This window comes from Pseudooceanicola antarcticus (assembly GCF_900215355.1).
GTDB lineage: Bacteria > Pseudomonadota > Alphaproteobacteria > Rhodobacterales > Rhodobacteraceae > Pseudooceanicola > Pseudooceanicola antarcticus.
The window spans coordinates 715,534-734,163 of sequence record NZ_OBEA01000002.1; the positions used below are offsets into that span (position 1 = coordinate 715,534).

General features: G+C 63.8%; 13 protein-coding genes. 6 read left to right on the top strand and 7 right to left on the bottom strand.

The features are described from left to right. Positions 1-3 precede the first annotated feature (3 nt). The 3 genes from CRO50_RS07875 to CRO50_RS07885 form a co-directional block, all read right to left on the bottom strand. Positions 4-708, bottom strand: coding sequence for an ABC transporter ATP-binding protein (locus CRO50_RS07875; protein WP_097145319.1), 705 nt, complete (start codon positions 706-708; stop codon positions 4-6). Beyond that, positions 705-1,466, bottom strand: coding sequence for an ABC transporter ATP-binding protein (locus CRO50_RS07880; protein WP_097145320.1), 762 nt, complete (start codon positions 1,464-1,466; stop codon positions 705-707). The genes CRO50_RS07875 and CRO50_RS07880 overlap by 4 nt, the downstream gene beginning before the upstream one ends. Before the next feature lie 77 nt (positions 1,467-1,543). After that, on the bottom strand, positions 1,544-2,740 hold the full coding sequence (locus CRO50_RS07885; protein WP_097145321.1) for a substrate-binding domain-containing protein: 1,197 nt from the start codon (positions 2,738-2,740) through the stop codon (positions 1,544-1,546). A gap of 111 nt (positions 2,741-2,851) precedes the next feature. Here CRO50_RS07885 and CRO50_RS07890 point away from each other — a divergent pair, with 111 nt between their 5' ends. From CRO50_RS07890 to CRO50_RS07905, 4 genes are all read left to right on the top strand, one after another. Continuing rightward, entirely contained in the window at positions 2,852-3,460 is a 609-nt protein-coding gene (locus tag CRO50_RS07890) for a helix-turn-helix transcriptional regulator (protein ID WP_097145322.1), read from the top strand. Between the two features lie 1,042 nt (positions 3,461-4,502). Beyond that, positions 4,503-7,601, top strand: a complete 3,099-nt coding sequence (locus CRO50_RS20455; protein ID WP_097145323.1) for a calcium-binding protein — start codon at positions 4,503-4,505, stop codon at positions 7,599-7,601. A 565-nt stretch (positions 7,602-8,166) separates the two neighbouring features. Further along, entirely contained in the window at positions 8,167-9,342 is a 1,176-nt protein-coding gene (locus CRO50_RS07900; RefSeq protein WP_097145324.1) for an amidohydrolase, read from the top strand. Between the two features lie 171 nt (positions 9,343-9,513). Then, positions 9,514-11,073, top strand: a complete 1,560-nt coding sequence (locus CRO50_RS07905; protein ID WP_097145325.1) for a bifunctional metallophosphatase/5'-nucleotidase — start codon at positions 9,514-9,516, stop codon at positions 11,071-11,073. A gap of 252 nt (positions 11,074-11,325) precedes the next feature. On the opposite strand, the gene CRO50_RS07910 is transcribed toward CRO50_RS07905, so the two are convergent. Beyond that, positions 11,326-13,629 carry a TRAP transporter permease gene (locus CRO50_RS07910; protein ID WP_232617731.1) on the bottom strand — a complete coding sequence of 768 codons (2,304 nt, stop codon included), beginning with the start codon at positions 13,627-13,629 and terminating at the stop codon, positions 11,326-11,328. 68 nt (positions 13,630-13,697) lie between these two features. Then, the gene (locus CRO50_RS07915) at positions 13,698-14,753 is read right to left on the bottom strand and encodes a TAXI family TRAP transporter solute-binding subunit (RefSeq protein WP_157791720.1); all 1,056 of its coding nucleotides are present in this window, start codon (positions 14,751-14,753) and stop codon (positions 13,698-13,700) included. Positions 14,754-14,894: 141 nt separating this feature from the next. Between CRO50_RS07915 and CRO50_RS07920 the strand changes: the two genes are divergently transcribed. After that, on the top strand, positions 14,895-15,422 hold the full coding sequence (locus CRO50_RS07920; RefSeq protein ID WP_097145327.1) for a MarR family winged helix-turn-helix transcriptional regulator: 528 nt from the start codon (positions 14,895-14,897) through the stop codon (positions 15,420-15,422). Beyond that, positions 15,419-17,068 (top strand): sulfatase-like hydrolase/transferase, encoded by a 1,650-nt coding sequence (locus CRO50_RS07925; RefSeq protein WP_097145328.1) that lies wholly within the window; start codon positions 15,419-15,421, stop codon positions 17,066-17,068. The genes CRO50_RS07920 and CRO50_RS07925 overlap by 4 nt, the downstream gene beginning before the upstream one ends. Before the next feature lie 499 nt (positions 17,069-17,567). On the opposite strand, the gene CRO50_RS19910 is transcribed toward CRO50_RS07925, so the two are convergent. Together CRO50_RS19910 and CRO50_RS19915 are read right to left on the bottom strand one after the other, a co-directional pair. Beyond that, a complete protein-coding gene (locus tag CRO50_RS19910; RefSeq protein WP_143516877.1) occupies positions 17,568-18,023 on the bottom strand; it encodes a hypothetical protein in 456 nt (151 codons plus the stop codon). Next, positions 18,002-18,352 (bottom strand): hypothetical protein, encoded by a 351-nt coding sequence (locus CRO50_RS19915; protein ID WP_143516878.1) that lies wholly within the window; start codon positions 18,350-18,352, stop codon positions 18,002-18,004. Before CRO50_RS19915 ends, CRO50_RS19910 begins: the two co-directional genes overlap by 22 nt. Between the last annotated feature and the right edge of the window lie 278 nt (positions 18,353-18,630).

Here is an 18,630-nt window from a genome sequence, read left to right on the forward strand (position 1 = left end):
CCCTCAGGCCGACAGGGACAGCAGGCGGTCCTGCAGGTCCTGGTCGGCCGCGAAATCTGCCATGGTTCCGGCATGGGCGATGCGCCCGTCCTCGATCACCGCCATGTCGCGGCCAAGGGACTTGGCGAACTCGAAATTCTGCTCGACCAGCAGGATGGTGCTGCGGTCGCTGATCTGGCGGAAGGCCTCAGCCATGTTGTCGACGATGGCAGGCGCCAGGCCCTTGGTGGGCTCGTCGATCAGGATCAGCTCTCGCGGCTCGATGATGGCGCGGGCCACGGACAGCATCTGCTTCTGCCCGCCCGAGAGCGCGCCCGCAGGCTTGTCCCAGAACTTTTCCAGCGCCGGGAACAGATCGTAGATCCAGCGCAGACGGTCCTTGTCGAAGCTGCCGTCGGCGGTGGCCAGCACCATGTTCTCGGCCACGGTCAGGCCGCCGAAGATGCCCATGTCCTCGGGGACAAAGGCGATACCGCGCTTGGCGATCTCTGCGGTGTGCAGGCCGGTCAGGTCCTCGCTGCGGAAGGTGACGGAACCGGGGGAGGGGCTCCAGAGCCCCATGATCGAGCGCAGGGTCGTGGATTTGCCCGCGCCATTGCGGCCCAGCAGGACGAAGACTCCGCCCTCGGGGACCTCGATGCTGATGTCGTGCAGCACATGGTACTGCCCGATCGAGGTCTTCATGTTCTTCAGGGACAGAAGGCTCATGCCGCCACCCCCTTGCCCAGATAGACATCCTTGACGATCTGGCTCGACATCACCTCTTCGGGCGCGCCATCGGCCAGCAGTTCGCCGTTGTGCAGCACGATGATGCGGTCGGCCAGGGCGCGCACCACGTCCATCTTGTGCTCGACCAGCAGCACGGTCTTGGTGGTGTCGCGCTTGATGTCCGCGATCAACTCCAGCACGTCGGGGGCATGATCCAGCGACATCCCCGCCGTGGGTTCGTCGAACATGTAGATATCGGGCTCCATCGCCATCAGCAGGGCGACCTCCAGCTTGCGCTGGTCGCCGTGGCTGAGTTCCGAGGCCGCCTGATGCGCCACCGGGGTCAGCTTGGTGGCTTCTAGGTAGGTCTCGGCCTTGGCGGTCAGCCCCTTCAGCGAGGCGGCGGGGCGGAAGAGCCTCCAGCCGTCGCCCGAATGGGCCTGCACGGCGAGGCGGATGTTTTCCAGCACCGAGAGGCCGGGGAAGAGGTTGGTCAGCTGGAAGGCGCGACCGACGCCGTGATGGGCGCGCGCCGAGGGCGCCATGGCGGTCAGGTCGGTGCCGTTCTTCAGCACGCGCCCCGAGGTGGCGCGCAGCTGGCCGGAAATCAGGTTGAAATAGGTGGTCTTGCCGGCGCCATTGGGGCCGACGATCACCGTCAGCTCTCCGGGCCGGAAGGCGCAGGAGACGGCGTTGACGGCCACGTGGCCGCCGAAGCGGATCGTCAGATCCTGCGTGATGAGGGAAGGTGTGGTCATGGGGGAGCCTGTGGTCTTGCGCCCGCGCGCGGGCGGGTGATCCCGGCCCGTTGCCGGACCGGGATCGGAAAGCGCGATCAGTTCTCGCGGCCGATGGGGATGTTCATTTCCTCGGGCTTGATCTCGCGGACCAGCTCGGGGATCGCCCAGTCGACGTTCTCGTCCACCTTGATCTTGAAGTGATACATGGACTGCAGCGCCTGGTGATCTTCCGGGCGGAAGGTCATCGTGCCCTTGGGCGTCTCCCAGGACATGCCCTCCATGGTCTCGATCAGGGTTTCGGTGTCCCAGTCCTCGGCGCTCTCAAGCGCCTTCACCACGGCCATGGCGGCTGCCATGCCACCGGCGGTGAAGAAGTCCGGCGGGGTCTCGTAGCGGTCCATGTGGGCCTTCACGAGCCAGTCGTTCACCTCGTTCTGGGGCGCTTCGTAGTAGTAGTAGATCGCGCCTTCCATGCCGGGGACCCGCTTGTAGGTCGGCAGCACGGGCAGGATGTGACCGCCGGTCGAGATCTCGATGCCGTAGCGCTCGGGCTGCATGGCCTTGATCTTGCCCATCGGGTCGCCGCCACCGGCGACATAGATCATGATGACCTTGCGGCCCTCGTGATCCTTCAGCGCGTTGAACATGCGCTCGGCAGAGGCGGTGAAGTCGGTGGTGCCCTGGGGCACGTATTCCTCGGTCACCACCGTCGCGCCCGAGCCATCCAGCGCCGACTTGAAGGCGGTGATGCCGTCACGGCCGAAGGCGTAATCCTCGGCCAGGGTGGCGACGAAGAGATCCTCGTCAGGCGCCAGCGCCAGGGCCTGGGCCTGCATGTCCATCGACGAGTTGCGCGAGGTCTTGAAGATGTAGCGGTTGCTGTCGGGGCCGGTCAGGCTGTCGGCCACGGCCGGTTCCACGATCAGGATCTTCTCGTATTCCTCGGCAATCGGCAGCATCGACAGGGTCACCCCCGACGAGGTCGCGCCGACGGCCAGCAGGACCTCGTCGTCACCATAGGCCTCTTCCAGCGCCGCACGGGCCACGTCCGGCTTGAACTGGGTGTCCTTGTGAATGATCTCGATCGGGTGGCCCTTGATCTCCAGCGTGCCGCCGGTGGCATATTCCAGGCCCAGCTCGAAACCGGTCTGGCTCTGCTTCGAGAACGCCTCGAAGCTCGAGCCGGACATGCCGTGGATCAATGCGATCTTCACCGGGTCCTGCGCCATTGCGCCAGAGCCGATGCCAAGGCCGAGCGCGATCGCGCCGGCCAGCGTGTACAGGGACTTCATGATGAGTCCTCCTCCCTTTTCCTCCGCCTTCGGGACGTTGCGCGGCAACGACTCCTCCGGTATCTCCTTGCGGACACAAGGATCACAGAGCGCTGTGACGGGAGCAATATCGTGGAACCACGTATCCGCCAGGCCTACGAGGCAGGACGCTTCGAGGAGATCGCCTTCCTCTATGCGCCGGTGGGGCTCGTGGTGACCGAGAACCGGGTGATCCGCGACTGCAACCTGAGCTTTGCCGAGATGTTCGGCTACGAGCGCGACGCGTTGCGCGACCAGACCTTCTCGATCCTCTACCCCTCGGCGGAAGAGTTCCAGAACATCCGCGACCGGGGCGTCCCCAAGCTGCGCGAGAGCAATACCTACTGGGACGAGCGCGTCATGGCCCGCCGCGACGGCACGCTCTTCTGGTGCCGGGTGCGGGGGCATTCCTTCACCCCCGACGCGCCGCTGACCCGCGCGGTCTGGAGCTTCGCGGACCTGTCGCCGGTGCGGCCCTACAACGAGCTCACCCGCCGCGAGCGCGAGATCGTCTCCTTCCTGGCCGATGGGCTGACCTCGAAGGAAATCGCCCTGAAACTCGACCTGTCCTACCGCACGGTCGAGGTTTACCGGGCCAAGCTTCTGAAGAAATTCGGCGTGGTGAACACCAACGCGCTCTTCACTGCCCTGGGCCAGGTGGACGCCACCCACGTTGTCTCTCGCGCTGGCGAAGAGAGCTGACTCACGGGTCAATGATATGCGCTCAGCGCATGGCTTGACTTTCATTGCCCGCGAATTACCTCAATTGGTGGAATTTAATAGCGGCTCTGCCACAGTTTCGCCAAGGTTGTGCAACCCTGGGGCGAGTGACTTGTTGTGGCCGAAATCCCGCCCAGTCCCGCGCTCGCGCGGCGCAGCCGGCCTCGACCTGGGGGCAGGGGCGCTTGATGAGCCCGAATCTGTCGATGCGTATCGGCTGCCGTAGGGTCAGTTCCGTTTGGCGAAACATGCTCCCGCAGGGCCGAGCCGCGACCAAAGTCGCATGTGGACATGTATGCAGGCGAAATTCCGCACATCATGAAAAGCTGGCTGAAAGGGGACAGCGCGTAACGGAATTGCAACATTTCGCCGGGCCGAGGGCCGATTTCCGGCCGCAAATACCCCATCAGCGGTATGTCCCGCTCGAATCACAGCCGTGGATTGTGCGCGGCAGGGGATCGAAGCGCTGAATTGCGGGAAATGGCGGGGGCAGGCGTTCAGGCGTTATTTCCTTACGCCTGGTAAATCGTTTGGGATATAATGGTGGCACGATACACCTTTGCTCCGTCACCCTGACACACACACACACCGATGGTCATTTGATGTATCCGCGCAGTGAAAAGGCTCCCTCTGGGACCTTTTCACTCGCCTTTAAGGTGAAAATCCGAGCTTCTCTGGGCACTCTTTGCATTTGCACACTCGGTGTTGCAAAGTTCGATACCCGTCTGGGGAGAGTGGCCAAGGCCCGTTGGCCCCCCAGGGGTGACGCTATTATTTCCCTTATTCTTCAAGCGCGTTAGGTGAAATAGCTTCCCGCTGAGAGGGTAGCTCAACCTGCATACGTACGTGCGCACTCGACTTTCCCGCATCACTGTCATTGCACGTATCGCGGTGTACCTGCCGCAGAAATCAGGCATCTTTGTCTTGTGTGTGTCAGTTGTGAGTGCGGAGTTTTACAGTGGAACCGTTACTGGTGTCGCTGTTGGGGATGTTAGCCTCTGGCTACGTCGCCGAAGACAGCGTTTTGGGTAAGGTCCTCGGGTCCGAGGGCGAAGTCGAAGATGGAGAAGACGAAGAACTGGAGAATGCGGAGACGTCAGAAGACGGCTCCAGCCCCCTAGATTTCGTTTTCCCTGATGACAACTCGGATGACGAGGGTTCGTCGACCATAGACGAGGGGGAGCCGGCCGATCAGGCCGGCTCCTCATCGGACCAGGCCGCGACGGGAGAAGACGCGGTAAGCCCTGAGGCCCTCGAGGACGAGGCCCTGGACGAGGATGACCTCGCCGAAGATGATGTTCTGAATTTCGAGGTTTTGACGGGGGTGGCCGGTGCCGCGCCGACCCTGATCAGCGGTTTCGATGCCGCCACCGATGACCCCGAGACCCATCCCGACCAGCTGTTCCTGATGGACGCGGACGGTGTGATGATCCCTGAAAGCGAATTTGCCGACGGCAACCGTGCCCTGTCGATCGTTGACATGGAGGACGGCTCTGGCGCTGCGCTCTATCTCGACGACGAGCTGGTCGCGGTGATCGAGGATTACTCGGCCGACGAGCTGGCCGCCGATACCTCCTGGGTTGGCAACTTCCAGACCGGCGCCGTCGAGACCCTGGATATCCGCGACGAGGAAGACGAGACCCTCCTGGCCCCGGAAAGCACCGAGGTCCAGGCCGAGGAAGAGACCGTCCAGGTCGCGCCCGAGGTCGAGGAACCCCTGGTAGAGGAACCCGAGGTCGAGGACGCCGCCGAAGCCCCTGCCGAGGCAGAGCTGGCCGAGGGCGAGCAGACCATCGCCGAGACGGAAGAAGAGACGCTGGTGGCCGAAGACGGCAGCGACAGCCTTGCCGGTGCCGCGGCAGAGGACGAGCTGAGCGAAGAGCCTACCATCTCGATGGAAGTGACCGGCGCCGAGGGCACCGGGCAGTTCGTCAAGGATGCGCTCTTCGGCGCCAATGTGATCTACACGATCAACACCGACATGGGTCAGCCGCTCGACAATATCATCGAGTCGATGGAAGAGCTGGATATCGACCACATCCGCTTCCCCGCCGGCCAGGGCGATGGCCCGGCCGAGACCGAGGGCGAGGCATGGCTGAACATCGTCGACCTGGAATATGCCGAGGACGGCACGGTCAGCCTGGGTGAGGAAGTCACCCGCCTGCTGGACTGGGCCCAGGACCCCGATGGCGACGGCGACACCTCCGACGCCGTGAAGGTCACCCTGGTCATCCCGACCCAGCACCTTAGCCTCGAGGAATACGAGGAGTTCGGCGAAGAGATCGAGCTCTTCTCGCAGCTGGTCTCCGAGCAATACCCCGACGTCGTGGCCGCCTTCGAGGTTGGCAACGAATACTGGTCCTCCCTCGGCGAGACCGAATATGGCGCCAAGGCCAATATCGCCATCAAGGCGCTGGCCCAGGGCATGGAGAACGCCGGTCTCGAAGGCGAGGAGCAGGCCGATATCATCGCCCAGATGGCGACGCCCAACCATGCCTCGGAATACCATGTCTCGGTCTCCGACGGCTCCTGGATCGAGCGCCTGGAAGCGGCCAACCAGACCATCATCGACCAGCTCGATGACGAGGCCCGCGCAGAGCTGGACGGCGTGGTCGAGCATTACTACTGGCGCCAGGACAACGAGGTCTACGACGACAGCCTGGCCGAGAAGAACTACATCACCAAGGACTACGACGTCTGGGATGCCAACTTCGACAAAGAGCTGGACCTGCACATCACCGAGTGGAACGTGCGGACCACCTCCTACCACGAGAACGGCATGAAATCGGCCTCCACCATCCTCGAGCAGTTCGAGAACATGATCGAGATGGGTGTCGACAGCGCCGATGTCTGGGCGGTGAACCACAACACCGCCACCGACCTGGCGGGCGACCGCGACGGCGAAGTCACCACCGACGAGTTCGGCCGCGTGACCACCTCGGTGCGCGGTGCGGTCTTCGACCTGATGTCCTCGTCCCTGCCGGGCAAGGAACTGGTCGATGTCGATCTGAGCAATGATGACGGCAGCGTCGAGGTCAACGCCTACCGCGATGACGAAGAGACCGTGGTCTACATCTCTTCCCGCTCGATGGAGGTCGAGACCATCGAGATCGACCTTTCGGCCCTGGTCGGCGACTACGAAAGCGCCACCGGCGTCAAGGTGGGCTTCGACCAGTCCAGCGCGGACGGGATGCATTGGTCCACCGAGGATGGCCGCGTCGAACCCGACTACGTGATGATCAACGGTGAGAAGTACTATTACACCGAACATGACGTGATGGCCGAATACACCGATTACGAGTTCGACAGCGCGGTGATCACCGTCACGCTCAAGCCCTACGAGATCATGGAAGTGACCTTCTCGGGCGGCAACGCCGATATCTCCTCCGGTGCGGAACAGGTGGTGAGCGAAGGTGGCCAGGCCGAAGACGTCCTGACCGGCACCCACGAGGGGGCGGGCAACGACGATCACCTGCAGGGCACGGGCTTTGGCGACTACATGAAGGGCTACTCGGGCGATGACACCATCGAGGGCTTCGGCGGTGACGACACCCTCGCGGGCTCGCAGGGCAACGACGTGCTGAAGGGCGGCGCCGGGGATGACCTTCTCAACGGCGGCCAGCAGGACGACCGCGTGATCGGCGGCTCGGGCGATGACGAGGTCATCGGCTGGACCGGCAACGACTACCTGAAGGGCAACGAAGGCAACGACAGCGTCTATGGCGGCGCCGGTGCCGACAAGCTCGCCGGGTCGCAGGGCAACGACGAGCTCCACGGCGGCTCCGGCGATGACTTCCTGAACGGCGGCATGGACGATGACTGGCTCTCGGGCGGCGAGGGGGCGGATACGCTCACCGGCTGGACCGGCGCCGATGTCTTCTCCTTCGCCGATGGCGAGGTGACCGAGGGCGATGTCATCACCGACTTCGAGCCCGGCGTCGACGTGATCGAGCTCGAGATCCCGGGCCTGAGGTCTGTCGACGATCTCGTCATCACCGCGCGCGCCGAGGGCGGCGTGCGTGTCCAGATCCCCGGCCATGGGGACATCCTTCTCGAAGGTGATCTCACCGTCGAGCAGGTGGCCCAGGCCGGAAACTTCCTCTTCATTGCCCAGGCGGCATAACGGGGGAAGCCAGTGCAGAAGTGGTGCCGTGCGATGGGGTGCGGCGCCACCCACCAAGGGGGCGGAACCTATCCTGTCCCCGTGAATTCAGGAAAGGAACATGGCGACATGAACCACCCCACCCGCATGGCCCGCACGGCCTGAACGGGTGACCTGAGGAAAAGGTGGGGGTGCCTGCGGGTGCTCCCAGGCGATCTGCGCTCGGGGGCCTTTCCACGTCCCCCTCGCGCGGTCGCGGGCAGGCCCGGCACGGCCCGCCCGCAGCTTTCGGCGACTATAGGCACTCACGACACACACTAGCCGCCGAAAGCCTCCCGCGCGCCCCGGATGCACACCCCGGGGCGCGCACCCTTTCCGGCAGGCGGCACCAAGGGGGCCGTCCCGGAAAGATCGTTCTGCGAGTCCCAACACGCCCAGCATAAGCGCATTTCTTTCCTCAGCGGAAGCGATACCCGGCGACATGGATTTCAGCAGCCCCCCGGCGCCCAGTCGAATTTCCAGTCTTTGCGGGCTTGCCTTCGGGGCCGCAATGAAGATCATCGTGGCAATTCAGAAGGATAAAGACATGGCTGCCAATACCGACGTTGCCCGCTTCCTGGCCGATCGCTTCCCCGAGTACCGGGATTTTCGCCGCGATATCCACGCCCACCCGGAGCTCGGCTTTGAAGAGACGCGCACCTCGGCACTGGTGGCCGAACGCCTCGCCAAGGCGGGCTACGAGGTGACCACGGGGCTGGGGATCACCGGCCTGGTCGCCACCCTGCGGCGCGGCAAGGGGCCCACCATCGGTATCCGGGCCGATATGGATGCGCTGCCGATGGACGAGCACACCAACCTGCCGCATGCCTCGAAAACCCCCGGCAAGATGCATGCCTGCGGCCATGACGGCCATACCGCCAGCCTGCTGGCCACCGCCGAAGCCCTTGCCGCGCATGGCAATTTCTCGGGCACCGTCCACATGATCTTCCAGCCTGCGGAAGAGGGGCAGGGCGGCGGTGCGAAGATGATCGAGGACGGCCTCTTCGCCCGCTTCCCCTGTGACCGCCTCTTCGGCTTCCACAACGACCCGCGCCTGCCGCTGGGTCGCGCGGCGCTCCGGGCGGGGCCGACCATGGCCTCGGCGGATGAGTTCCGCATCACGCTGACCGGCAGGGGCGGCCATGCCGCCATGCCGCACCTGGCCAAGGATGTTGCCCTGGCGCTGTCGCAGCTGGTGGTCTCCTTGCAGAGCCTGGTGGCGCGGCGCATCGACCCGCTCAATGCGGCCGTGGTTTCGGTCACGCAGATTCACGTGGGCTCCGCCTTCAACGTGATCGCCGAGAGCGGCTGGATCTCGGGCACGCTGCGCTGCCTGGTGCCCGAGGATCGCAGCTTCCTCGAGGCCGGAATCAGGCGTCTCGCCCGCGCTCAGGCCGAGGCGGCGGAGCTCGAGGTCGAGATCGACTGGCACGACGGCTACCCGCCGCTCTGCAACGACCCCGCCGCGGTCGAGGATGCCGCGCAGGTCCTGGCCTCCGACGCGGCCCCGGTCAGCTTCCACGAGGCCGATCCGATCCTCGCGGCCGAGGATTTTGCCTTCATGCTCAACGAGGTGCCCGGCGCCTACGTCTTCTTCGGCATGGCCGAAGAGGGGCAGGTGCCGGTGATGGTCCATGACCCGGCCTATGACTTCAACGACCGGCTGATCCCGATTGTCGCCGAGAGCATGGTGGCGCTGGTCGAGGCAGAGCTTCCGGGCTGATCCCGCATCGCCCGTGCGGAGTATGACAGTTTTGTGACTCTTTTGATCACATGGTCAGATCCACCCCGTCCGGCGCTCATGTCATCCTGCTGATGCAGAGATCTGCTTTGACTCGGGCCATCATGCCGGGGCAGCATCCCGGCATAAGTGACCATAAAGGGGAGTAACCCAATGTCTGTCCGTCTTCTGGCGAGCGCGGCCGCACTGGCGCTGAGCGCCGGCGCCGCAATGGCCGATTATTCGCTGACCATCCTGCATACCAATGACTTCCACGCCCGCTTCGAGCCGATCTCGAAATACGACTCGGGCTGCTCCTCGGAAGACAACGCCGAGGGCAAGTGCTTCGGTGGCTCCGCGCGCCTGGTGACCGCCGTGGAAGAGGCCCGCGCCCGCGCCGGCAACTCGATCCTGGTGGATGGCGGCGACCAGTTCCAGGGCACGCTGTTCTACACCTATTACAAGGGCAAGCTTGCCGCCGAGATGATGAACAAGATGGGTTACGACGCGATGACCGTCGGCAACCACGAGTTCGACGACGGCCCCGAGGTCCTGGCCGGCTTCATGGATGCGGTCGACTTCCCCGTCCTGATGTCCAACGCCGATGTCTCGGGTGAGCCGCTGCTGGCCGACATCCTGATGAAGTCCACCACCATCGAGGTGGGCGGCGAGATGATCGGCCTGATCGGTCTGACCCCGGAAGACACCGACGAGCTGGCCAGCCCCGGCGACAACATCACCTTCTCCGACCCCTCCGAGGCGGTTCAGGGTGAGGTCGACAAGCTGACCGCCGAGGGCGTGAACAAGATCATCGTTCTGTCGCACTCGGGCTATGGCGTCGACCAGACGGTCGCGGCCAACACCACCGGCGTGGACGTGATCGTTGGCGGCCACTCCAACACCTACCTCAGCAATGCCGATGACGGCGCCGAAGGCCCCTATCCGACCATGGTCGGCGACACCGCCATCGTGTCGGCCTATGCCTACGGCAAGTTCCTGGGCGAGCTGAACGTGACCTTCGACGACGACGGCAAGATCGTCTCGGCCGAAGGTGAGCCGATCGTCATGGATGGCGGCGTGGCAGAGGACGACGCCACCGTCGCCCGCATCGCCGAGGCCGCGGCTCCGCTGGAAGAGATCCGCAACAAGGTCGTCGCGGAAGCCGCCGAAGAGATCGTCGGTGCGCGTGACGTCTGCCGTGCCATGGAATGCGGCATGGGCAACCTGATCGCCGACGCCATGCTCGAGCGTGTCGCCGACCAGGGCGTCGAGATCGCCATCGCCAACAGCGGCGGCATCCGTGCCTCCATCGACGCGGGCGAAGTGACCATGGGCGAAGTGCTGACCGTGCTGCCGTTCCAGAACACGCTCTCGACCTTCCAGGTCACCGGCGCCACCTTCGTGGAAGCGCTTGAGAACGGCGTCAGCCAGATCGAAGAGGGCGCAGGCCGCTTCCCGCAGGTGGCCGGTGTGACCTTCACCGTCGATCCCTCTGCCGAACCCGGTTCGCGCATCTCCGACGTGATGGTCGGCGGCGCACCCATCGAGGCCGACAAGGTCTACGGCGTGGTCTCCAACAACTACGTCCGCAACGGCGGCGACGGCTACGCGATGTTCAAGGACGCGATGAACGCCTATGACTTCGGCCCCGACCTGGCCGATGTCACCGCGGAATACATCGCCGAGAATGCGCCCTACACGCCCTACACGGACGGCCGCATCACGCTGAAGTAAGTCCCTCAGGACTGACTGAAAGGGCCCTGCCAATGGCGGGGCCCTTTTGATTTGAGGGGGCGTTGTCTGGTCGGGCGGAGCTCTCAGCCCTGCGCCGCGACGACGAAATCTCGGCGGGCGTACCTTGCAGGCGGACGCCATTCCGGCAACCTGACTGGCAGCCGGCAGCAACGGGTCACCATCGCAGGCGAGGCCGGCGACCGGCGCATGTCTCCGGTCCGACAGGGCTCCACCTCGGGGCTCACGGCGAATTCAAGCCGGTGCCACCTCGTCTTTCCGTCGCGACAGCACGACGTGCAGAGCAATCAGCGCCAGCCCGGCGGCGATGCCTGCCCACATGACGGGATCTGTCTTCCACATGATGAGAACCGCAAGGATCAGCCGGCAGGCGACTTCCCAGGCGCGCATCGGGCCGCGATCAAACCGCGCCAGCGCCGAGGCCACAAGGTACAGCGCAAGGATCAGCCGCAGCGACAGAAGCCCGAGGGCCGTCAGGTCGACCTCGCCGCTGTAGCCTTCGATCAGCGTTTTCGCGCCCGAGTCATCGGTGATGGTCACGGCCTCGGGGATCAGCAGCAGCTCCGGGTACCATGCGAAGATGAAGGGGATCGTGAACATGACGATGCCCACCCGAACGGCGGCGACCCCGGTGCGCATCGGCTCGGCCCCGGTGATCGAGGCGGCGGCGAAGGCGGCCACCGCGACCGGCGGCGTGATCGCCGAGGCAACCGCGAAGTAGAAGACGAACATATGCGCGGTGAAGAAACTGACGCCAAGGTTCGCCAGCAGCGGCCCGAGCAGCAGGGCGACATTCACATAGGCCGGGACCGTCGGCATCCCCATGCCCAGCAGGATCGCGCAGAGCATGGCGCAGGTGAGCGCCAGCATCAGGTAGACCCCGCCGACGATCTGCAGCTCGAAGCCGAAGATCCGCAGCACCTGTGCCTTCTCCAGCCACGAGGTCACGGCACGCGTCAGCTCTCCGGTCAGTCCGCTTTCATTCAGGAAGGCCGAGATGATCGACACCGCGAACAGCAGCAGGAACAACCGCGAGATCAGCAGACCGCCATCGGCCAGCGAGACCAGGATCTTTGACGGTTTTGCGCGGGTCTTGGGGTCCAGCAACAGCAGCGGGATCAGCACCGCGACCGCCCACCACCCGGCCGAGACCGCGTCTCCGGTCGAATTGGTGATCGTTCGCACCAGCCCGTCGGGCAGGATCGCCGCGATCAGCCCGCCGTCGATGGCGTCCTTGCTGCCCAGAAGCAGGAACAGGATCGTCAGGATCGGCACGACGATGATGATCAGGTTGTACCAGTCCTGCCGGACCATGATCAGGTCCTCGGGGATCTCGCGCATGGCCTCGACCTTCTCGCGCCGGGCCTGGAACATCACGGCCAGGAAGATCGAGAAGAAGAAGAACATCGCCGGCAGGAAGGCGGCCGTGATGACCTTGGTGTAGGGCACCGCCGTCAGCGCCACCAGGACGAAGGCCGCGACCCCCATGACCGGGGGCATGATCTGCCCGCCCGACGAGGCCGCCGCCTCGACCCCGCCCGCGAACTGCGGCGAGAACCCGTTGCGTCGCATCATCGGGATCGTGAGCCGCCCGGTCGACAGCACGTTGGTCACCGGCCCGCCGGTGATGGTGCCGAACATGGCAGAGGACACGATGGCCGCATGCGCAGGCCCGCCGCGCAGGTTGCGGGTGGCCCGCACCGCCAGCTTGATCAGGGACGTGCCGCCCGCCGAAGTGCCGAAGAGCGCCCCAAGCACCACGTAGGGAAAGACCTGGTTCACGACGATGTCCATGAACCGGCCCATGAAGCCGTCGGGGGTCACGAAGACATTCGTCGCCTTCTGGATCGCGGCGGCGGTCGGATCGCCTCCCTCCGCGCCCAGCTTGGTCAGCAGGAAGTTGTTGTCCGACAGATCAAACACGCAGATAAGCGCCGTGCCGACGGTGTAGAGCACGACGATGCTGGCCACCGCCACGAGCGGCAGGCCCCAGATGCGGATGTTGTAAAGGAAGAACAGCGTGATGATCGTGAACAGCAGCGGCAGGATCCAGATCCCGAAACGGGCCTGGCAGGCAGGCACCTCGGCCTCGAAAGAGATGCCGGGAATGACCCCCGCCGACCGTTCCGCCGCGTCCTGGATGAGCCGCGCGCGTTCGCCGGTGATCTGGTCGATCAGGCAGATGGAATCGATCTCGACCAGGAAGCCGAAGGCGGCAAGGAAGGCCGCCAGAAGCAGGCCGACATCCAGCATCAGTCCGAACCATGCAAGGTTCGGCCTGTCGGTCTTCCACGCCCGGTAGACGCTGGCATCCAGTGCCACGATCACCATCATCAGCAGGAAGACGGGGGGATAGAAATACTCGGGCGGGAAGTTCGATACCCGGAAGAAGGGCTGCCCGGTCACGTTCCGGGCCCAGTCCTGCAGGCCGGGAATTTCCGGCATGGTGTTGGCCATGCCGACGAAGACCAGCGCCAGCGCCAGAAGCATGGCGATGCGTCGACCAAGCGGCAGGATAACGGGTGTCTGAGATGTCATGGCGCACATGTCCCCATTGGAGAGGCCGGGCAAACGGCCCCTCCTGGTTGCTCAGGCTGGTTCAGGTGTTACGGACGCAGGCAATCGGCGACCGTATGGCCCGCGTCCTCGAAGGCGCGGATCGCGCCGGGGTGCATCTTGATGTCCACCGCCCCGCAGGCACCTTGCGACACGCCGTCAATGTCCCCGAAGCTGAGCCGCGCGTAGGGTCCGCGCGGGGAGCCCTCGATGAACCGGCTTGCCCCTTCCAGGTAGGCCTTGGTGATCTGGTAGGCCAGGTCCTCGTCCATCGACGCATTGACGATCTGCCCGAAGGCCGTCGCGAACGTGTCGAAGGTATCGTCATCGGTCACGATGGTGATGTCGTTGCCAGCATAGGCGTTGCGGAAATCCTCGACCGGCAGGGAATAGGGCGCGTGGCCGGGGGCCGCGACGATCTGCTGGCCCAAGGTGCTGGCCAGAAGGTCGGAAGGCACATCATGGATCGTGATCCCGCCCGCCGCCGCGATGGCGATCTGGCGCCCCGAGGGCAGGCCCTCGGGCGAGGTCCAGGCATCGGCACCGCCGCCGGTGATGGTGGACACGGTATCGGGCCAGGGGGTCTGGATACCTTCATAGCCCTCGCCATCCTTCAGCCCGGACAGAAGCTGCACCAGGGCCCGGCCCGAGGTCAGCGCGGCACCGCGCGGCGGACCGTTCCAGATCCGCAGGCCGTCCAGAGCGCGGATGTCCTCGACCGGATTGTTGTTGTAATAGGCGAAGATCTGCGCGGAGCCTGAATTCCAGAAGATCACCCGCAGGTTATCGGCCAGTTTCGCACCCTCCTCGGCGCCGACGCCGCTGTATGGGCCGATGCCCCGCGACAGCAGGAACGGCAGGATCAGCGGGGCGGGCGCCATGTCGAGCTGGCCCTCCGCGACGGCCTGGACCGAGTTGGTCAGCGTCGCGCCTTCGGTGATCTGCAGCGTTGCAACGCCCGCGCTGTCAAGGATCGCGGCCAGGGTGGTGTCGATGTAATGCGGGGTCGATCCCGGCGTGGTGGTTTCCGCGGTCAGCGTTGCTTGCGCGGACGCGGCCAGGGGCGCGATTGCAAGCGCCGCCCCGACTATCACGGTCTTGATCATGGTTTCCTCCCTTGAAACTGCGCCCTCCTCCAAAGGCGCACAGGCCAGGTTTCCCTGAGCCTGGAACGAAAGCTTGCAGAAAATATATGACTTGTCACGTAAAAACTTTTTCTCCATGTTCCATGCAAGGGGAGGACAGCCATGACCGAACAGGTGACCATAGATGCCGATCAGGTGCGCGCCCGAATGGAGCGCGAAGGCCTGAACATCTTTTCACGGCTGCCCGCCGTCTATGCCGCGTCGCGGACCCAGGGCCGAAAGTTCCTGGATTTCGCGGGGGGAGGGCTCTCTATCGTCGAATGGCGAACCCTTTGGGATCTTGTCGAAGCGGGGCCGATGACCATCCGCGACATTGCGGCGATCCAGCGGGCGGATCATTCCCTACTCAGCCGCGCCTTGCCGGAGATGCGCAAGAAGGGCTTCGTCGAGATGCAGCGCAGCAGCCGGGACGCGCGGCAGACCATCGTCCAGATCACGCCAAAGGGGCGTGCCGCCTTCGACCAGGCCGCGCCCGTCATGGCGCATCGCCGTGCCGCCCTGAGGGATGTCTTCACGGAAGAGGAAATCCGCGACTTCGCCGGGTTTCTCGACCGGCTGGAGCAATTCCTGCGCATCCCGGTCGAGCAGCTTGTAGCGGACAAAATTGCCGGGAAGGACCCCGCGAAATGACGAAGCGCCCCAATGTCTTGTGGATCATGGCCGACCAGCTTCGGTTCGATTACCTCAGCTGCTATGGCCATCCGCACCTGCACACGCCCCACATCGATGCGCTGGCCGCCCGTGGCGTCCGCTTCACCAACGCCTATGTGCAGTCGCCCGTCTGCGGCCCCTCGCGGATGTCGGCCTATACCGGGCGCTACGTCCGCAGCCACGGCTCCACCTGGAACGGCATGCCCCTCCGCGTGGGAGAGCCGACGCTGGGCGATCATCTGCGCCAGGTGGGCGCGCGCGCCGTGCTGGTGGGCAAGACCCACATGACCGCCGACGCCGAGGGCATGGCCTGGCTGGGCATTGATCCGCAAAGCGAGATCGGCGTGCGCGTGTCGGAATGCGGGTTCGAGCCGTTCGAGCGTGACGACGGCCTGCACCCCGACAGCCAACGCCAGAACTGGTCCGCCTATGACGACTACCTGGTCGCGCATGGCTATGCCTCGGACAACCCATGGGAAGACTTCGCCAATTCCGGTGTCGGCGACGACGGAGAGCTGCTGTCGGCCTGGTTGCTGAAGAATTCCCGCCTGCCCGCGAATGTCCCCGAAGAGCACTCGGAAACCGCCTACATGACCGACCGGGCCATCGCCTTCATGCAGGACGCCCAGGCGGACGGCCGGCCCTGGATGTGCCATCTGAGCTACATCAAGCCGCACTGGCCCTATATCGTCCCGGCCCCCTACCACGACATGTACGACGAACGGCACATCGTGGCGCCGGTCCGGTCCAAGACCGAACACCAGACCGACCACCCCCTGATGCAGGCCTACCTGAAGGCCCGCGTCTGCCAGAGCTTCGCCCGCGACGAGGTCCGCGAGCACGTGATCCCGGCCTACATGGGGCTCATTAAGCAGCTGGATGACAATCTCGGCCGGCTCTTCGCCTGGATGGAGGAAAGCGGCCTCAGCGAGAACACCATCATCGCCTTCACCTCCGACCATGGCGACTACATGGGCGACCACTGGATGGGCGACAAGGATTTCTACCACGAGATGGCGGTCAAGGTCCCGCTCATCATCGCGGATCCGCGTCCCGAGGCCGAGGCAAGCCGCGGGCTGGTCTCGGACGACCTGGTCGAGATGATCGACCTCGCGCCGACCTTCATGAACGCGCTTGGCTGTCCGGCCAAGCCGCATGTCATCGAGGGCCGCGACCTGACACCGATCCTGCACGGCACCGACGGCTTCTCGCGCCGCTATGTCATCAGCCAGCATGACTACCACTGGTCCGACATGGCGCGCCTGCTGGACCAGCCACAGGAAGACGCCCATACCACGATGATCTTCGACGGGCGCTGGAAATACATCCGCTGCGAGGGCTTCCGGCCGGTGCTTTTCGATCTGGAGACCGATCCCCATGAGCTGACCGATCTGGGCGCCTCGGAGGCCGAGGATCACCGTCGCGTCCGTGCGCGGATGGAAAGCGCCCTGCTTGACTGGGCAAGCAGACATCACACCCGCATCACCGCAACGCCGACGGTGCTGGCGCGACAGAAGAAGGCGGCGGAAGGCGGCATCCTCATCGGCTTCTGGGATGAGGAGGAATACCGGGACGCAACCGGCGTCGCCTTCGAGAGCCTCACGCCGGTCGGACGGGGCGGGTAGATCACGCGGCGCGGCCTGGAAACTGTGTGCCTGAGCAAGCGGAGAACCGTCTTGCCAACCCCTCCGGAGCGCCTCGCGGCGTTACAGTTGCGTGGGAGAGGAACGGTCGTCCCGACGCCGGGCACGAGCGCTGGAGCCAATCGAACGTTGGTCGGGTTCACCTGCGCCGCAGGCGTTGAGCGGAGACTGCAATCGTTGAGAGATTTCCGTCCGACGTGCTTAGGGGGGGCAATGGCCTAGAGTGGGCGTTCGTGCAACGCGCAGCGAATGACTGGTCCCAGCCCTTCCGCGACATTTGTGCAGGACGCAGCATGAACCCAGGCACCGACACTAAGGGCGGGAAGCAGCCGTTCGCTGCGTGTTGGAGCAAGGTCTCTTCAGCGGACTTAGTTGCCGTTCGCTGCGCTTGCGCCAATGTCTGCATGGAAAAATAATGCAACAGTCGTTCGAATCCTCGCACAAGACTATTGTTGTGAGGATGACAAGCTTCTTGAGTGGATCAAGGCGCCGTTCTTTGAATTGGCAAGGCAGTCTTTGCCACCAATTCACCCGAAAAGGGGTCTAAAAAAAGTATATCTTGATTTTTGGTGAGACCTGAAACAAGCGTTGCTACCTGCCCAGCGGACATTTCCTTGGACAAATACCACAATGACAGTCCGGCATCTGCCCGTCCTTCCGGCACTCCGAGCCAGATTACGCCAAGCTTTTCAACTTCTATAAGCAGAACTCGCCAGCAACCCAGGCCATCTCGGGTAAATAGCTCTCCTTGGACAGGTAAGTCATTCAGCCAACTCACGCTAAAATCATCTGTTTTTTCAGCACCAGCTTGAAGATTCCCGGCAGCTTCAAGTGCTTGGATTAGCTCCGGAAATGTCATCGAAGCTTCCAAGCGGCTATCAGCACCATGCTTTTCGAGCACGGCCTCCAATGACGCTATGTTTTGCTGCTGGACCATTCTTCGAACCATTCTATAGGTATAGCAGCGAAATCACCGCCCAGACGCTCTTCCACCCCTTCCATATCAAGTGTCCAAAAGACTTCTCGCACAACTCGTTGTTTCCCACGGAAGCCAAATTTTGGTTTGGGCTCGACCAATGTACCGAAGGAGTAAGCATGTTGCCGATCAGCCTTTCCGGGATAGGCTTGTACCGCAACACCTCCGGCAAGAACTCTCGCTTCGCCGCCCCAAACTTCCATACTTGTTTTGACTAATTGGATTTCGTCTGGATTGTGTCCCACTCGTCTGGAAAAACACTCTGATCTCGCCTCTTCGCTTTGTGTCAAACCGCGTGCCCTCAAACGCCCCAAAATTAAAAAAAATATATGGTTAGGCTTCCATACGCATCTTACGCGCTCTACGCAGCCAAATTTCAGCCAAACCAGGCAAGTGTCAACCAAGACCCATCCACGGCCCGCAACCCGGCTGATCTAGCCGAGGAGCCTGCCGCGCCGCCGCATGACCGCTTCGAGCCCAAACCTACCGTGACGATACATCTTGCTTCCTGAGTTTCCGCATGAGATCTTCTAAGTCATGGAAAATAGATCGCTGCATCCGGAAGTAG

Bases quoted from the DNA above. Each gene is read 5' to 3' on its own strand.
- CRO50_RS07875 (WP_097145319.1), bottom strand. From the start codon at position 708: ATGAGCCTTCTGTCCCTGAAGAACATGAAGACCTCGATCGGGCAGTAC.
- CRO50_RS07880 (WP_097145320.1), bottom strand. From the start codon at position 1,466: ATGACCACACCTTCCCTCATCACGCAGGATCTGACGATCCGCTTCGGC.
- CRO50_RS07885 (WP_097145321.1), bottom strand. From the start codon at position 2,740: ATGAAGTCCCTGTACACGCTGGCCGGCGCGATCGCGCTCGGCCTTGGC.
- CRO50_RS07900 (WP_097145324.1), top strand. From the start codon at position 8,167: ATGGCTGCCAATACCGACGTTGCCCGCTTCCTGGCCGATCGCTTCCCC.
- CRO50_RS07905 (WP_097145325.1), top strand. From the start codon at position 9,514: ATGTCTGTCCGTCTTCTGGCGAGCGCGGCCGCACTGGCGCTGAGCGCC.
- CRO50_RS07910 (WP_232617731.1), bottom strand. From the start codon at position 13,629: ATGACATCTCAGACACCCGTTATCCTGCCGCTTGGTCGACGCATCGCC.
- CRO50_RS07915 (WP_157791720.1), bottom strand. From the start codon at position 14,753: ATGATCAAGACCGTGATAGTCGGGGCGGCGCTTGCAATCGCGCCCCTG.
- CRO50_RS07920 (WP_097145327.1), top strand. From the start codon at position 14,895: ATGACCGAACAGGTGACCATAGATGCCGATCAGGTGCGCGCCCGAATG.
- CRO50_RS07925 (WP_097145328.1), top strand. From the start codon at position 15,419: ATGACGAAGCGCCCCAATGTCTTGTGGATCATGGCCGACCAGCTTCGG.
- CRO50_RS19910 (WP_143516877.1), bottom strand. From the start codon at position 18,023: ATGGTCCAGCAGCAAAACATAGCGTCATTGGAGGCCGTGCTCGAAAAG.